We start from the raw sequence: 15,668 nt of genomic DNA, 5'->3' as shown, positions 1-15,668 counted from the left end.
GTTTTCTTACTCGATCATGCGGACGGCCATGGGCTGCATGCCGCCCCAGCGCACGTCCGAGACCTTGACGACATCACCGGACTGCGGTGCCTCAATCATCTTGCCATCACCCAGGTACAGGGCGACGTGGCCGGGCCAGAACAGCATGTCTCCGCGCTTTGCCTGCGAAGACGGTACCTGCTTACCGGCAGTGTACTGGTAGCCGGAGTAGTGCTGAAGCTCGACGCCTACGCTGTAGAAGGCGTACATCATCAAACCAGAGCAGTCGAAGCCGATCTTGTTGTAGTCGCCGTGGGCGTCAGCCACGCCACCGTCACGAATGCCCTTGGTTGGCCCGTAGAAGTTACCGCCACCCCAGGCATAGGGCTGCCCCAGCTGGCTTTCGGCACGCTTGATGACGCGCTCGATCTTTTCCTCTGCACTACCGGAGGTGTCCGGGGCGTTCGGATCCAGAGCGTCGGCAATAGCCTCGGCGGGGTTAGCTGGAGTTTCCGGAGCAGCTGGGGCTTCCGGAGTTTCCGGGGTTGCAGCCTCTTCAGTGCCTGCTTCGGCTTCTTCGGCGTGGGGATCTGCCGGAGTTCCTGCGGCAGCAGGTGCCTCAGGAGCTGCGGGATCCTCAGGAGCAGAAGGACCTGCGGGGGCAGCTGCGTTATTCACGGTGCCCATAGCGCGGTCGTACTCTTGACCTGCGGTAGTGCGCCCCGCTTCAGCAGCGGCGGACAATGCTCCATCCGGGTTTCCGGCAAGTGCGGTGGAGAACCCGGCCATCAGAGCGGATTCACCAGCCTTGCGCAGGCCGTCGATTGCAGCCTGACGCTGCTTATCGCCGCCAGCGTTCAGGTCGTAGGAACCTTGCAGCTCGGCTGGAAGCTCGGGCAAGCCTGCTGGGTTGCCCAGCGAGGAGCTGGCGGGCTTCGATTCAGGTTCGTTGGTCTCGCTGGTTTCACCAGTTTCTTCCGAAGCTGGAGTAGCTTCGGTGCTCTCGGTGGCCTCGGTAGCCGCAGTAGTCTCAGTAGCCTCAGTAGGCTGAGTGGTCTCAGTAGTCTCAGTAGGCTGAGTGGTCTCAGTAGTTCCAGCGGACTCAGGAGCCTTCTCAGAGCTCTTTTCAACCTTCGCACCGGACTTCTCGGCCGCCTTTTCGGCAACCTTGCGCTTGTCCCAGCTGGAAGCATCCGGGTGGAGGTTAGTGAAAGTCTCTACAGCAGCGCGAGCATCGCGCAGCGCCTTCTCTGCCTTCTTCTTCTCCTTGAGCAGTCGCTTGTACTCAGCTTGCTTATCGGAGAGCTTCTTCTGGCTATCGCTCAGCGTGGTGCGGGCAGTGTTGTACTTTTCAACTGCGTCGTCAACTGCGCTGTTTGCTTTGTTGCGGGAGTCGCGCAGGGACGATTCTTCGTTGGCATTCTGCGTGCGAGCGAGATCGAGACGATCTACCTCGCTCTTTTGCTTCTTCGCCGCAGCCTCAATGTAGGAGGATCGATCAAGGGTGTCACCCACCGCATCGCTGCCGCTAGCGGCCAGATTAACAGCGGAAGCGTCGCCACCTTGAGCATAGGCGGAACGTGCAATGTCATTCAGCTTCACCTGAGCCTTCGAGACAGCAGAATCGGAGGACTTCAGACGGTCACGCGCGGAGACAACCTTGTCCTGTGCCTTCTGCGCCGCTCCTTGGCTATTGGTGAGGTCCACGCGAGCCTTGTTGGCATCTTCGCGAAGAGTGCCCATCTCGGTTTCCATATCGGATACCTGAGACTTTGCGCGTGAGACCTGACCGACGAGGTCGGCCAGGAAGCTTTCTACGGTGCGCTTGTCATCGGCGTGGGCAACCATAGTCGTGGATTGCAGCGTCACGCCGGCAGTAACTGCTACTGCCAACGCTGTGCGCTTACGGCTTTGAGGTCGTGGTGTCACGATCGATTCTCCTGATGTTTTTACAACTGGGATTGAAGCGAGCGAAACCCTCGGTCCAGCTGTTCGCACTTCCCCATGCGATCAGTACAGGTCCCGTCGGGCTATTCTCAAAAGTCACTTCGAGTTCAACTCGTTTCAAAAGTTGACACTCGGAACCCTAGGGCACTTGAGTCAAGGCCGTAAACTTTTACAACATATTTCGCACTAACCGCACCAGTCACATAAGTAACGGCAATTGCCTTGACCTGCGAATAGTAACGAAAAAGTTACAAGTGTGAGATGTGTCACATTTTTAAAACCGTAGGCGTGTCACATTGCATTACATGGGTCGATCCCGCGATTTTCTGAATCCGCACTTAAAGATAGTCAATTCCCCAGACTTGACTATTTCAAACTGTTATTTAGTTCCGCGGTGAGCGGAGTTTGCATAACGAGGTGATTACGGCCGCAATAATGAGCGAAAGTAAAACCCCAACGTTTGCCATCCCTGTGGGAGCCTCAAAGCCGGTGGCCTGATTGAGGAAGTCCTGCGTTACCTCAGGGTGACTATTAGCTTCGCGGAGAATCTTCGTATTTGACTCGATCGCGTAGCGCGAGAGGTTCTCGGATACGACTGCCGCCTGCCCAGGAGACTTCAGGATGACGGTATCTGCGTCCGTGCCATCGAGAACCTTCTGTGCCTTGTCACGCAAACTATTATGAAGCGGGCCGTCCTGTGTGATGTACCCGATCTTTAGCTTTCCTATTTTTGACGCCGATTCTCCCCCACTGGCGCCCTCGACAATCGAATTGAGGCTTTTGGTTAGGCCGGCTGATCCAGACTCCACCTCGGTTGGGAAGTCTTCGGCGACGAACACTGAGGCGTCATCAAGAGAGGCGATGAGCTGTGCGACGTCGTCCGAAGGAGAGGGGGCGTGCGAATCGGTCATGGGGCAGTTTTAGCACCGAAATAGGGGTGGGGGTGCTGACGACACGCTTAAAATCGCAGGATTCGCAGCAGAACGAACGTACTGTTAAAATTCTGAGTGACGTCGCGGGAACAATGCTGCCACAATGGTAAGCAGAGCCTCTTGCGTAGTAGTCGAAGGCATTAGCTGATTAGTGCAGCTGACTAGTGCGCGGCGGCGACCACATCGACGACACATATCGACTAAAAGAAGAGATTAAAGGAGCTCACTGTGGCTGAAAGCATCAACTCCTTCGATTCCAAGAGCACCCTGCAGGTCGGCGAGAAGTCCTATGACTACTTCGCGCTGAGTGCAGTGCCGGGAATGGAGAAGCTTCCCTACTCCCTGAAGGTTCTCGGCGAGAACCTGCTGCGTAACGAGGATGGCCAGAACATCACTCGCGAGCACATCGAGGCAATCGCCAACTGGGATCCCTCCGCAGAGCCCAACTTCGAGATCCAGTTCACCCCGGCCCGCGTTATCATGCAGGACTTCACCGGCGTGGCCTGCATCGTTGACCTGGCAACCATCCGCGACGCTGTCGTGGCTCTGGGCGGCGAGGCTGACGACGTTAACCCGCTGAACCCGGCTGAAATGGTCATCGACCACTCCGTGATTATCGAGGCATTCGGCAATGCAGACGCTCTGGAGAAGAACGTCGAGATCGAGTACCAGCGCAACGATGAGCGTTACAAGTTCCTGCGTTGGGGCACCGGCGCCTTCGAGAACTTCCGCGTTGTTCCTCCGGGAACCGGCATCGTCCACCAGGTGAACATCGAGTACCTGGCTCGCTCTGTCTTCGACAACAACGGCCTGGCTTACCCTGACACCTGTGTCGGTACCGACTCCCACACCACCATGGAAAACGGCCTGGGCATCCTGGGCTGGGGCGTTGGCGGCATCGAGGCTGAGGCTGCAATGCTCGGCCAGCCGATCTCCATGCTGATCCCGCGCGTAGTCGGCTTCAAGCTGACCGGCGAGATCCAGGCAGGCGTCACCTCCACCGACGTCGTTCTGACCATCACCGATATGCTGCGCCAGCATGGCGTAGTTGGTAAGTTCGTCGAGTTCTACGGCAAGGGCGTTGCTGAGCTGCCGCTGGCTAACCGCGCAACCATCGGCAACATGTCTCCGGAGTTCGGCTCCACCGCCGCTATTTTCCCGATCGACGAAGAGACCGTGAAGTACCTGGAGCTGACCGGTCGCGACCAGGAGACCCTGGATCGTGTCGAGGCATACGCCAAGGCACAGGGCATGTGGCTGGATCCGGAGAACGAGGCAGAGTACTCCGAGTACCTCGAGCTGGATCTGTCCACCGTTGTTCCGTCCATCGCTGGCCCGAAGCGTCCGCAGGATCGCATCGAGCTTACCGACGCCAAGTCCCAGTTCCGCAAGGATCTGCACAACTACGTCGACGCTGATGCTTCCGCTGCTACCCCGGACTTCGATGCAGAAGGCCCGGCTACCGAGAACACCTCCTCTCAGACCGCCGATGCACCGGCTTCTGCTGCCGATGCGAAGGGCAATGTTGTTTCCGCAGCCGCTGGCGCAGAGGGTCGTCCGTCCAACCCGGTCACCGTCAACTACAACGGTCAGGACGTGGAGCTGGATCACGGTATGGTCGCAATCGCCTCCATTACCTCCTGCACCAACACCTCCAACCCGTCCGTCATGGTCGGCGCTGGTCTGCTGGCTCGCAACGCCGCTGCTAAGGGTCTGAAGGCTGCTCCGTGGGTTAAGACCTCTATGGCTCCGGGCTCCCAGGTTGTTAACGGCTACTACGAGAAGGCTGGCCTGTGGAAGGACCTGGAGGCTATGGGCTTCTACCTGGTCGGCTACGGCTGCACCACCTGTATCGGTAACTCTGGCCCGCTGCCGGAGGAAATCTCCGCAGGCATCAATGAGGGCGACCTGGCCGCTACCGCCGTGCTTTCCGGTAACCGTAACTTCGAGGGTCGTATCAACCCGGACGTCAAGATGAACTACTTGGCTTCCCCGATCCTGGTTATCGCATACGCCATCGCCGGTACGATGGACTTCGATTTCGAGACCCAGCCGCTGGGCCAGGATCAGGATGGCAACGATGTCTTCCTGAAGGACATCTGGCCGTCCACCCAGGACATCGAGGATGTCATCGCTTCCTCCATCACCAAGGATCTGTACACCGAGGACTACGCAAATGTCTTCGAGGGTGACGAGCGCTGGCGCTCCCTGGAGGCTCCGTCCGGCAAGACCTTCGCTTGGGATCCGAACTCCACCTACATCCGCAAGGCTCCGTACTTCGACGGCATGAGCAAGGAGCCGGAGGCTGTCAACGACGTCAAGGGCGCACGCGTTCTGGCTCTGCTGGGCGACTCCGTGACCACCGACCACATCTCCCCCGCATCCACCATTAAGCCCGGCACCCCGGCCGCGCAGTACCTGGATGCCAATGGTGTGGAGCGCAAGGACTACAACTCCCTGGGCGCACGTCGTGGTAACCACGAGGTCATGGTTCGCGGTACCTTCGCCAACATCCGCCTGCAGAACCAGCTGCTGGACGGCGTAAGCGGCGGTTACACCCGCGACTTCACCCAGGAGGGTGGCCCGCAGTCCTTCATCTACGACGCTGCAATGAACTACCAGAAGGAAAACACCCCGCTGGTTGTTCTGGGTGGTAAGGAATACGGCACCGGCTCCTCCCGCGACTGGGCTGCTAAGGGCACCCTGCTGCTGGGCGTTAAGGCCGTCATCGCCGAGTCCTTCGAGCGCATCCACCGCTCCAACCTGATCGGCATGGGCGTTGTTCCGCTGCAGTTCCCGGAGGGCGAGTCCTGGAAGTCCCTGGGTATCGAGGGCACCGAGACCTTCGACATCGAGGGCATCGAGGAGCTGAACAACGGCTCCACCCCGAAGACCGTCAAGGTAACTGCCACCAAGGAAAACGGCGAGAAGATTGAGTTCGATGCCGTCACCCGCATCGATACCCCCGGTGAGGCAGACTACTACCGAAACGGCGGCATCCTGCAGTTCGTTCTGCGCAACATGATGTCCGACAAGTAAGGACTTAAAAACCCTTACGCGCCGTGGCGATAGTCATGACAGGGCGGTGACCATAGCGCCTCTTCCCTAGCGGGAAGACCAGCGTTGGTCACTGCCCCTTTTGCTTTTACTCCCACAGAAGGTTAAACCCAGATGCCCAAAGTAAGCGACAGAGATTTGGCAGAGCGAAAGGTCGAGATTCTCGCCGGCGCCCGCCACTGCTTCGCGACCTTCGGCTACGACGGAGCCACCGTCGCCCGCCTAGAGGAAGCCACTGGCAAGTCCCGCGGTGCGATCTTCCACCACTACCAAAACAAGGATCACCTGTTTTTAGAGGTGGCTCATGAGGATATGCGCAAAATGGCCGAGCTCGCTGCAGATGAAGGCCTAATCGGCGCAATCCGCACGCTTGTCAAGTCAAAAGACTTGACAGACTGGTGGGGAATGCGAGTTGAAATCACTCGCCGCGTCAACATTGACCCCTGCTTTGCAGCGAAGTGGGAGTTGGATCAGCTGGCGCTAAAGGAAACCGTGCGCACCCGACTACGGGAGCAGCGCGCCAGCGGCAGGATTCGTGCTGACGTAGAGATCGAGACCATTGCTCAAACCCTGGAGTTGGTGTTGGAGGGCGTTTTGGGCAGACTCGCGCAGCTCCAGGGGACGGAAGGGTTATCTGATGCCCTGGATTTCGTGGAAGGGGCCCTGCGTTCCCCCGGCCAATAAGTCGTCTGGCCCGGTGAGTAGCATGTAGTACATGATTGCAATCATGACCGTGACCGGGCTGGATCACACCGGAATTATCGCTGCCGTGTCCACCGCCCTGGCAGAACTAGACGTCAACATTCTCAACGTCTCCCAAACCATCATGGACGACTACTTCACCATGATTCTGCATGTGCGCATTGACGACACGAAATTCGGCATCGCCGATGTGCAGGATCGCATGGCGGTGGTCGAGAAGAAAGAAAAGCTGGTTATTAGGGTGCAGTCGGAGTCGATCTTCTCCGCCATGCACGACGTTTAAGGGTTCGGGGGTTAGAACATGAATCCACGTCGTGGCGTCACAAACCAGAGCAACAACATCCTCGAAACCATCGAAATGATCGAGAAGTACCGTCTCGATATTCGAACGGTGACGATGGGCATCAACCTTATGCCGTGTATTCGCGAGACGATGCAGGCGACCGCGGAGGCAGTGTACGAGCGCGTGGTGGACTATGCCCGCAGCCTCGTGCCGGTGTGCCAAGGAATCGAGCGCGAGCTGGGTATTCCGATCGTTAACAAGCGCATCTCTGTCACTCCTGTGGGAATTCTCGCATCCGCAGTGGAAGGCAATCCAGTGCGCATCGCCGAGGCTCTAAACCGGGCTGCAAATGAAGTGGGTGTGAACTTCATCGGTGGCTATTCCGCACTGGTTGAAAAGGGCGCAACACGAGGTGAGTTGGATCTGATTCGCTCTCTGCCGGAGGCGCTGAATGAGACCGATGTCGTGTGTGCCTCCGTTAATGTGGGTAGCTCTAAAGCAGGCATCAATATGAATGCTGTTCGCGAGATGGGGCAGGTCATTAAGGACTGCTCTACCTACGGTTCCAGTGGCACACTGGCCTGCGCAAAGCTCGTGGTGTTCGCCAACTCCGTGTCCGATAATCCGTTCATGGCGGGTGCTTACCACGGTGTGGAGGAGCCAGATTGCGTAATCAACGTGGGCGTATCTGGCCCTGGTGTGGTGGATCGCGCAGTAGCCGGGATGACCGGCGCGACGTTGAACGAGGTGTCTGAGGAGATCAAGCGCGCTGCATTTAAGATCACCCGCACGGGTCAGCTGGTGGGTGTCATGGCCGCACAGCGCCTGGGAGTTCCCTTCGGCATTGTCGACCTCTCGTTGGCCCCGACGGCAGAACTTGGCGATTCGGTGGCGCATATCCTGGAGCATATGGGGCTCGGCCAGGTTGGTACGCATGGCACCACTGCTGCCCTGGCTCTACTCAACGACGCAGTGAAGAAGGGCGGCATGATGGCCTGTTCACGCGTCGGTGGATTGTCCGGATCCTTCATCCCGGTTTCGGAGGACAAGGGAATGATCGACGCAGTGCGCAGCGGTGCGATAAGCATCGACAAGCTGGAAGCGATGACGGCAATCTGCTCTGTGGGGCTGGACATGATCGCTATTCCTGGCGATACGCCCGCGGAATCGATTGCAGGCATGATCGCAGACGAGGCTGCCATTGGCGTGATGAACCACAAGACGACCGCTGTGCGTGTTATCCCCGCGGTGGGAACCAAGGTGGGCGATAACGTGGACTTTGGTGGTCTGCTGGGCTATGCGCCGGTAATCGGCGTCAATCAGGTCAGCAGCGCGGAGTTTATCAACCGCGGTGGCTTTATTCCGGCGCCGTTGCACGGTTATCGGAATTAGGAACTTGCGGAACCTAAAAACTAGCTGAAACATAAAACAAGCAAGGAGTGGTTCGGCACATGGTGGAGATCTTTCAGTACGGTCGCTCGTCGGTCGTAATCGACGACCCAGCGGATGGTCTGGTGCGGGGCGCCCAGGCCGGTACCTTCGACGAGCGTTGCTCTCTGCCTGCGGGTTCGGCGGCAATTAACGCCGCCTTGTCGAATAGCGGGCGCATGCCGGTGGCGGGGAACGCTGCGGGTTTTAGCGTGGTGCAAACGGCAGTGTTGTGCGTGGGAGGATGCCTGGTGCTCTTCAGCGGCTTCTTGGGGCTCCGTGGTGGAACGCAATCCACGGTGATTGGCATTGTGCTTTCAGCTATTGGTCTGTTGATGGCAGGTATTGCCTTTTATAGTGCAAGAAAGCGACGTGGCCGCCTGCAGATTCTAGGTAAGGCTTGGGGAAATGGCTGGCTGCGCTTTGCCCCCGTACGGGTCGGAGGGGTGTGGATCTCGCGAGTGTCGACCCACAACGACAATGGCGATACCACTAACACTGACCGTCGGTTTTATTACAAGGCTATGGCTCAGGCTTATCCAACGGATGGCCTTCAACCCTTCACCTTCCGCACCGGAGAGTTCAATGCTCCTGCCGACTGGAACGGCCACGCCTACAACCTGCGAATGGCAGAAGGGCCGATGGATGTGCTGGAGCCGGAGTACACAAATGGCTGGACCATCTGCCGTTATATCGCTGGCCAGCCAGAGACTGCGACGATTGCCACGGATCTTTCCGCAAAGCAGGTCAAGGCAGCTCTAGAGGTCGCGCAAATCCGATAGGGCCTGCAAGAGCTGGCTGTGCCGGGCGGGGATCCGGTCCCGCAGGATGATCTCCGTCCGGGTTCGTTGAACCCCTTTAACCTCTTGTAGCTTCAGAGTGATTTGTTCGAGGTGGCCATGATCACGTGCCACCACCTTGCAGGTGAGGTCATAAGGACCGGCGAGTGAATGAGCCTCGGTAATCCACGGTATCTTCGCAAACTCGGCCGTGACGCGGTCGAGGGTGCGCTGGTCCAACGTGACATGGACAAAGGCACCTAAAGGAAAACCCAAGGCTCCGGGGTGGAAGTGTGGCGCAAAGCTACTGATCACTCCCCTGTCCATCAACTTTTCCATGCGGCTACTGACGGTCGCACGCGCGACGCCGAGCACACGCGCATACTCTCGCACCCCAGCTTTTGGGCGTTCGCTCAGCAGTACACAGAGTTTGATGTCTGTTTCGTCAAGGTCTCGCATTAGCGCTCTCGTTCCTTGTGACGCCCATTAAGGCCTGTTGTTAAAAAGTATCTACTTTTGTCAGCAAATATGTTCTATGTTGAATGAGATTCTAGGCCATTGGCCTAGTTCTCAAGGTGGGTTAGCTAGAAATATTTGCTAAGTGAACTATTTTTGGGAGCCTGCTTAAGTTTGACCCCTTCATCGCCCTAGTGTGATTCGAAACACATTTTCCGCACGCATGAAAGGGTGAACAGCGATGACCTCGACCTTCATCCCCACGACTCAGCAACTCCCCGACTACACCCAGTCGCGATACCGCGAGAAAACGGGAAATATCCATCTGACCGGTATCCAGGCTTTGGTACGGACAGTGCTGGATCGTGCAGAGGCAGACCGCGATATGGGCTTAAAGACTTCCAGCTTCATTTCCGGCTACGAGGGATCCCCGCTGGGTGGATACGATCTCGAGCTGGGGCGCCGCGGCTCGTTGCTCAAGGATTTTGACGTGCAGCACTTCCCCGCCGTCAATGAAGAGCTGGGTGTCACCGCTGTCGCGGGATCGCAAATGACTGCACGGGCAACCGTAAAGCCTGGGGTCGATGGCGTGGTCGGTTATTGGTACGGAAAGGCGCCGGGACTCGATCGCGCTGCTGATGCCTTTCGACATGCAAACATGACCGGTACCAGCGGAACGGGTGGAGCGGTGGCCTTCGTAGGCGACGACCCGACCGCGAAGTCCTCCACCATCCCCTCGGCTTCCGGGCGTATCTTGGCTGATCTGGGCATGCCCACGTTGGTGCCCGTCGATGCGGGCGACATTCTGCGCCTTGGCGCGCACGCCGCGTGGATGTCTCGCTATAGCGGACTGTGGACGGCGTTGCGGATTACTACACCCGTTGCGGATGGATCAGCCAGTGTGGATCTGGAGGCAATCAAGGAGGCCACGTCTCCCCGTGGGGTAGAACGCGGCGGCGAACATGAGCCGGAGGCCCGCCTACTCGGCAAGCGGCTTTTGGCCTTGGAAGACACCCGCGTAGGTGAACGTCTGCAGCGCGCATTGGACTATGCGCGCGAGCATTGCCTAAATCGCTGGTGGAATGCCAATGACGGCGACCGGGTCGGCGTGATTTGCGCCGGAAATACGTCGCTTGAGGTTGCGGAAGTTGTGGATGATGCGCAGGTTCGCGTACTACAGCTGGCCATGACTTTTCCATTGGATCCGCAGGAGCTAGAACGATTCTGTGACGGACTGGATACGCTGATTGTCGCAGAGGAACTGGGCACTCACCTGCTGGAATCCGTGCGCGCCTGCCTCTACGATCTGCCGGTGCGCCCCCGGATCGAGCATGTGCAAGACCCACTCAAGCAACTCCCCCGCGTGCTGCGCGCTGACGGTATCGAGGTAGCCGGGCCGACGACGGGGCCAACTCGGATCTCCCTGCCATTGGCCGTACCCAATCGCGTACCGCACTTCTGCTCCGGATGTCCGCACAATCTGTCCACCCGCGCGGACGAGGACACACTGGTGGGGGCTGGAATTGGCTGCCACGCAATGGTGATGCTGATGGACGACAAGCGCGTGGGCAATGTCATGGGCACGGCTCAGATGGGTGGCGAGGGTGCACACTGGATCGGTATGCACAGCTTCGTCACAGAAGAGCACTTTGTGCAAAACATGGGCGACGGAACCTTCCTGCACTCTGGATCACTGGCGCTGCGGGCGCTAGTGGCGTCAAAGGTGAACGTAACCCTTAAGCTGCTGCACAACGGCACCGTGGCAATGACTGGTGGCCAGGATCCTGTGGGGCAGCCGAGCCTGGCTGGACTGGTGGATATGGTGCGTGCCGAGAATCCAGGCAGAATTATTGTGACCAGTGACGATGTGCAACGCACCCGGAAGATACTGCGCGGTTCCGGGGTACAGGTTCGCCCACGCGAGGAACTGACATCGGTGCAAAAGGAACTCACGGCGCAAAAGGGTGTATCGGTGCTGATCCACGATCAGGAATGTGCCGCGGAAAAGCACCGTGCCCGAAATCGCAATAAGCGCAGCCGACCAACTGAGAAGATTGTGATCAATGAACGCATCTGCGAGGGCTGTGGTGACTGTGGAGAGAAGTCCGGCTGCCTTTCCCTCCAGCCTGTGGACACACAGTTTGGCCGCAAGACCCGCGTTGACCAGACAAGCTGCAACGTCGACCGCTCGTGCCTGACCGGCGATTGCCCAGCATTTACCACTGTTGTGTCGGAAGAACGGCCCCGGGAAGTGCCACGTGTTGACGCCACCGATCTCGAACCGGCCCCGGCCTGTGACCTCAATGCGAAGCATCCGTGGAATGTACGCATCTCGGGTGTCGGTGGCACAGGAGTTATGACGGCATCTGCGGTGATCGCCACTGCGGCTCACCTCGATGGCCTCGCAGTACGTGGTACGGACATGACCGGACTGGCACAAAAGGGCGGGTCGGTAGTCTCCGATTTGCGTATCTCTAGGACCATCGGCCAGCACACCGGAACGGTGCCGCGCGGTAGTGCAGATCTGTTGATCGCCCTCGATGGAGTGACAGGTGCGGAGGATCCGAGCACCTCGGTGCTCAATGCGGCGCGGACAATCGCGGTGCTTTCGGATTCGACGACTCCGACTGGTCAGATGTGCACGGACGTCACCGCTTCTCGTCCCAACGGGGTGCAGATTGCGGGTGCGTTGGGTCACGCGGCAAGGCGGGCGATTATCACCGACGCAATCCGTGTTTCTACGAAGCTTTTCGGTGAGTCCACATTCCAAATCATGCTGCTAGTCGGTGCCGCAGTGCAGGCGGGTGCTCTGCCGGTGACGCCGGAGTCGATAGAGCAAGCACTGCGAATCAATGGCAAGAAAGCGGAGATGAATATTCAGGCGTTTCGCCGGGGCCGCCAGCTGGTGAGCCGTCCCGAAGCGCTGATCGAGCTGTTGAGCAAAGAACCAGACTACGCCCAGCACATGGAGGTTACTCCCCTGGCGCGTACTCGCGCGAAGATGGAGCGCCTACTGGAGGCCAGCTTGGTGGAACAAGTCGGCGTATACGTCGACGAAATGGGTCGCTGGGGTACGCCGGAGGACGCCGAAAGCTACCTGGCTGACGTACGTGCCGTGTATGCCCATGAGCGACGGGTGAATCCAGATGGCCCGGCCGAGCTCACCCGTAACTTCGCCGCGGGGCTGCACAAGCTCTCGGCTTATAAGGATGAATACGAGGTCGCTCGTCTTGCACTGGATCCCGGCTTCGCCGCTGCACAGGGAAATGCGGAGGTCACTGTCCAATTCCAGCCGCCTCTGCTGCGGGCACTGGGGTTGAATCGGAAGATTGGCCTAGGTCCACGCATGCGTCCGGTTCTACGGGCCCTAGCCAAGGCCAAGCGTCTCCGTGGTACTCGCCTGGATATCTTCGGCTATGCGGAGGTGCGCAAGCTCGAACGCGAGCTGGTGCAGGTATACCGCGATGAAATCCTGCGACGTGCACGTGAACTGCAGACTGCAGAGCAGGTAGCTCCACTGGCTGAACTGGCAGCAGCGGCCGATGGAGTGCGGGGATTCGAGCAGAAGAAGATCGACAGTGCCAACGAGTTGCTGGATAAGTTGGCACGAAATGGCGTCAAATAATAGTAAATAGACTAAGCGGTCTGTTATAGTCGCGTTTGTGACTTTTGTACTGCTTTGCCCCCGCAGCGGCGCCGAGGTGCTCGCGGCGGAATACGCCGACTTCCTGAGCTACAGTGGCCTCACTCCAGCTGAGCTGGAACAGAGGCCGCTGGACAATCCCGGAGCCGATCTGGGCAGCTTCGACGGCGTGGAGGGAGTATTCATCGGCGGCTCGCCTTTTACGATCACCCGCCCAGTCGACGTGGAATGGCAGGAGGCCATTTCCCAGAAGCTCGTCGACTTCATCACCATCGAGTCGGAACGGCAGCGCTTCGGAATCTTCTCCACGTGCTACGGCACCTCGATGTTGGCGCATTATCTCGATGGTGAGGTCAATAGTGCGTACTCCGAATCAGCCGGCACTAGCGAGGTTTCTCTTACCGACGCCGGACGCATCGACCCGATCACTGGTGGCCTCCCCCAGTGTTTCACCGCGCTGACGGGGCACAAGGATTCCGTGGCCGAGGTGCCGAGTGAAGCCACATTGCTGGCCACCGGCGAGACCTGCCCCGTGCAGATCTATCGCTATCGTGACAACGTGTGGACTAGCCAATTCCACCCCGAAATGGATGCTGCGGGCATCACACGTCGCCTGAGTTTTTATGAGGACGAGGGCTACTGTGACCCAGCCGAGATTGCAGAGACCTACGCCCACTTTGAAGGGCAGGACACAGCCGCGGCGAATTCGCTACTGCGGCGCTTTGTGGAGTATTCCCGCAGCTCACTGGGTATGGTGGGTTAAGCCAGTTCGACGATCTCCATGTAATCGTCGTTCCACAGATCTTCCACACCATCTGGCAAAACGATGACTCGCTCCGGCTCCAGAGCCTTTACCGCGCCTGGGTCGTGTGTCACCAGCACGACAGCGCCGGTGTAGGTGCGCAAAGCATCGAGAACCTGCTCACGGGACTGCGGATCCAAGTTATTCGTCGGCTCGTCCAGCAGCAGCACATTGGCTCGAGAGCTCACGAGGGTGGCCAGTGCTAGGCGCGTCTTTTCGCCACCTGACAGAGTGCCAGCTGGCTGATCAAGCTGTTCGCCAGAGAACATAAAGGCGCCCAGCAGGCCGCGAAGATCTTGCTCGCCGGCATCGGGACAGGCTTCGATGGCATTGGCCCACACTGACTTATCCGGATCGATCGTGTCGTGTTCCTGGGCAAAGTAGCCGACCTTTAGGCCATGACCGGAGACAATGCCACCCTCGCCGTCGGTGCGTTCGACCCCGGCCAGAAGCTTAAGCAGTGTGGTCTTACCGGCGCCATTGAAGCCCAGCACGACCACGCGTGAGCCCTTGTCAATTGCCAAATCCACTCCGGCAAAGACCTCCAGCGAGCCATACATCTTGGTCAGCCCCTTGGCGAACATGGGGGTTTTGCCACAGGGGGCCGGCTCCGGGAAGCTGATATTGGCTCCGCGGTCCTCCACGCGCACCTCATCGAGGCTGCCCAGCATTTTCTCCGCGCGGGCGGCCATCTGCTTGGCAGCCTTCGCCTTGGTAGCCTTTGCGCCAAGCTTGTCGGCCTGCTGCTTCAGTGCGCTGGCCTTCTTCTCGGCATTGGCCTTCTCGCGGCGGCGCCGCGCCTCATCGGTGGCGCGGGCATCTTTGTACTTCGACCAGCCCATGTTGTACACATCGGCTTCACCCCGTACCGCGTCAAGGAACCAGATCTTGTTGCAAACATCCTCCAACAGTTCCACATCGTGGCTGATCATGATCAGGCCACCTTCGTGTTTGGAAAGGAAGCTGCGCAGCCAGGTAATGGAATCGGCATCCAGGTGGTTAGTCGGCTCGTCAAGCAGCAATGTTGTCTGAGAGCGTCCGGATCCGGCGGTGGCTGCAAAGAGGATCTGTGCGAGCTCCACGCGGCGGCGCTGGCCGCCCGAAAGGGTCTTGAGCTGCTGGTCAAGGATGCGACTTGGCAGGCCAAGAGAGTCGCAAATCTGTGCGGCCTCGCTGTCGGCCTCGTAGCCACCGAGGGAGTGATATTTCTCCTCCAAACGGCTGTACTTTAGAATCGCCGCATCCCGCTGGCTAGCTGATTCGCTCGTCTCCATGATCTCCTGCTGACGCTCCATGGATTGGCGAATACGGTCGAGGCCGCGGGCGGAAAGCACGCGATCGCGCGCGGTCTGCTCAATATCTCCCTCTTTTGAATCCTGTGGAAGATAGCCCATCTCGCCGCTGCGAGTGACAGAGCCGCCGTAGGGTTCGCCTTCGCCAGCTAGGATGCGCATTGTAGTAGTCTTTCCCGCGCCGTTGCGTCCGACCAGGCCGATGCGGTCGCCAGGCTGTACGCGTAGGTGCTGCCCGGGGGCGTTCAGCAGAGTTCGGGCCCCCACCCGAACCTCGAGGTCATTAGTAACAATCACAAGGAAGAAGCCTATCAGTCATCCCCGCCGACGACCCTCCCCACCCCATTAACACTGGCGCTGCGTTACTC

Annotated in this window: 11 protein-coding genes; 7 read left to right on the top strand and 4 right to left on the bottom strand. The window is 58.8% G+C overall.

The genetic code is table 11. The features are described 5' to 3' along the window. Nucleotides 1–6 precede the first annotated feature (6 nt). Together AC05K6_RS02490 and AC05K6_RS02485 are read right to left on the bottom strand one after the other, a co-directional pair. Complete coding sequence (locus AC05K6_RS02490) at nucleotides 7–1,908, bottom strand: DIP1281 family NlpC/P60 protein (RefSeq protein ID WP_476727665.1); 1,902 nt, start codon at nucleotides 1,906–1,908, stop codon at nucleotides 7–9. Nucleotides 1,909–2,309: 401 nt separating this feature from the next. Continuing rightward, on the bottom strand, nucleotides 2,310–2,837 hold the full coding sequence (locus AC05K6_RS02485) for an Rv1476 family membrane protein (RefSeq protein ID WP_473963300.1): 528 nt from the start codon (nucleotides 2,835–2,837) through the stop codon (nucleotides 2,310–2,312). A 249-nt stretch (nucleotides 2,838–3,086) separates the two neighbouring features. On the opposite strand from AC05K6_RS02485, the gene acnA reads away from it, so the two are divergent. The 5 genes from acnA to AC05K6_RS02460 all read left to right on the top strand — a co-directional run bounded on the left by acnA (nucleotide 3,087) and on the right by AC05K6_RS02460 (nucleotide 9,110). Next, nucleotides 3,087–5,897, top strand: coding sequence for an aconitate hydratase AcnA (acnA, locus tag AC05K6_RS02480; RefSeq protein WP_476727664.1), 2,811 nt, complete (start codon nucleotides 3,087–3,089; stop codon nucleotides 5,895–5,897). 156 nt (nucleotides 5,898–6,053) lie between these two features. Next, the gene (locus AC05K6_RS02475; RefSeq protein ID WP_476727663.1) at nucleotides 6,054–6,599 is read left to right on the top strand and encodes a TetR/AcrR family transcriptional regulator; all 546 of its coding nucleotides are present in this window, start codon (nucleotides 6,054–6,056) and stop codon (nucleotides 6,597–6,599) included. Between the two features lie 31 nt (nucleotides 6,600–6,630). Then, nucleotides 6,631–6,900, top strand: a complete 270-nt coding sequence (locus AC05K6_RS02470) for an ACT domain-containing protein (RefSeq protein WP_476727662.1) — start codon at nucleotides 6,631–6,633, stop codon at nucleotides 6,898–6,900. A gap of 18 nt (nucleotides 6,901–6,918) precedes the next feature. Then, nucleotides 6,919–8,292, top strand: a complete 1,374-nt coding sequence (locus AC05K6_RS02465) for a PFL family protein (RefSeq protein ID WP_293791246.1) — start codon at nucleotides 6,919–6,921, stop codon at nucleotides 8,290–8,292. Between the two features lie 59 nt (nucleotides 8,293–8,351). Further along, nucleotides 8,352–9,110 carry a hypothetical protein gene (locus AC05K6_RS02460; RefSeq protein ID WP_476727661.1) on the top strand — a complete coding sequence of 253 codons (759 nt, stop codon included), beginning with the start codon at nucleotides 8,352–8,354 and terminating at the stop codon, nucleotides 9,108–9,110. On the opposite strand, the gene AC05K6_RS02455 is transcribed toward AC05K6_RS02460, so the two are convergent. Beyond that, nucleotides 9,087–9,566, bottom strand: coding sequence for an Lrp/AsnC family transcriptional regulator (locus tag AC05K6_RS02455; RefSeq protein ID WP_476727660.1), 480 nt, complete (start codon nucleotides 9,564–9,566; stop codon nucleotides 9,087–9,089). The two genes, AC05K6_RS02460 and AC05K6_RS02455, sit on opposite strands and share 24 nt — an antisense overlap. Before the next feature lie 238 nt (nucleotides 9,567–9,804). On the opposite strand from AC05K6_RS02455, the gene AC05K6_RS02450 reads away from it, so the two are divergent. Together AC05K6_RS02450 and AC05K6_RS02445 are read left to right on the top strand one after the other, a co-directional pair. After that, nucleotides 9,805–13,188, top strand: coding sequence for an indolepyruvate ferredoxin oxidoreductase family protein (locus AC05K6_RS02450; RefSeq protein ID WP_476727659.1), 3,384 nt, complete (start codon nucleotides 9,805–9,807; stop codon nucleotides 13,186–13,188). A 37-nt stretch (nucleotides 13,189–13,225) separates the two neighbouring features. Next, a complete protein-coding gene (locus AC05K6_RS02445) occupies nucleotides 13,226–13,969 on the top strand; it encodes a glutamine amidotransferase (RefSeq protein ID WP_476727658.1) in 744 nt (247 codons plus the stop codon). Here the strand turns inward: AC05K6_RS02445 and AC05K6_RS02440 are convergent. Next, entirely contained in the window at nucleotides 13,966–15,597 is a 1,632-nt protein-coding gene (locus AC05K6_RS02440) for an ABC-F family ATP-binding cassette domain-containing protein (RefSeq protein WP_476727657.1), read from the bottom strand. The genes AC05K6_RS02445 and AC05K6_RS02440 overlap by 4 nt on opposite strands. Between the last annotated feature and the right edge of the window lie 71 nt (nucleotides 15,598–15,668).

The sequence above is a fragment of the Corynebacterium sp. TUM25020 genome, assembly GCF_056388495.1.
This window is presented reverse-complemented; position numbering and strand designations above follow the sequence as displayed.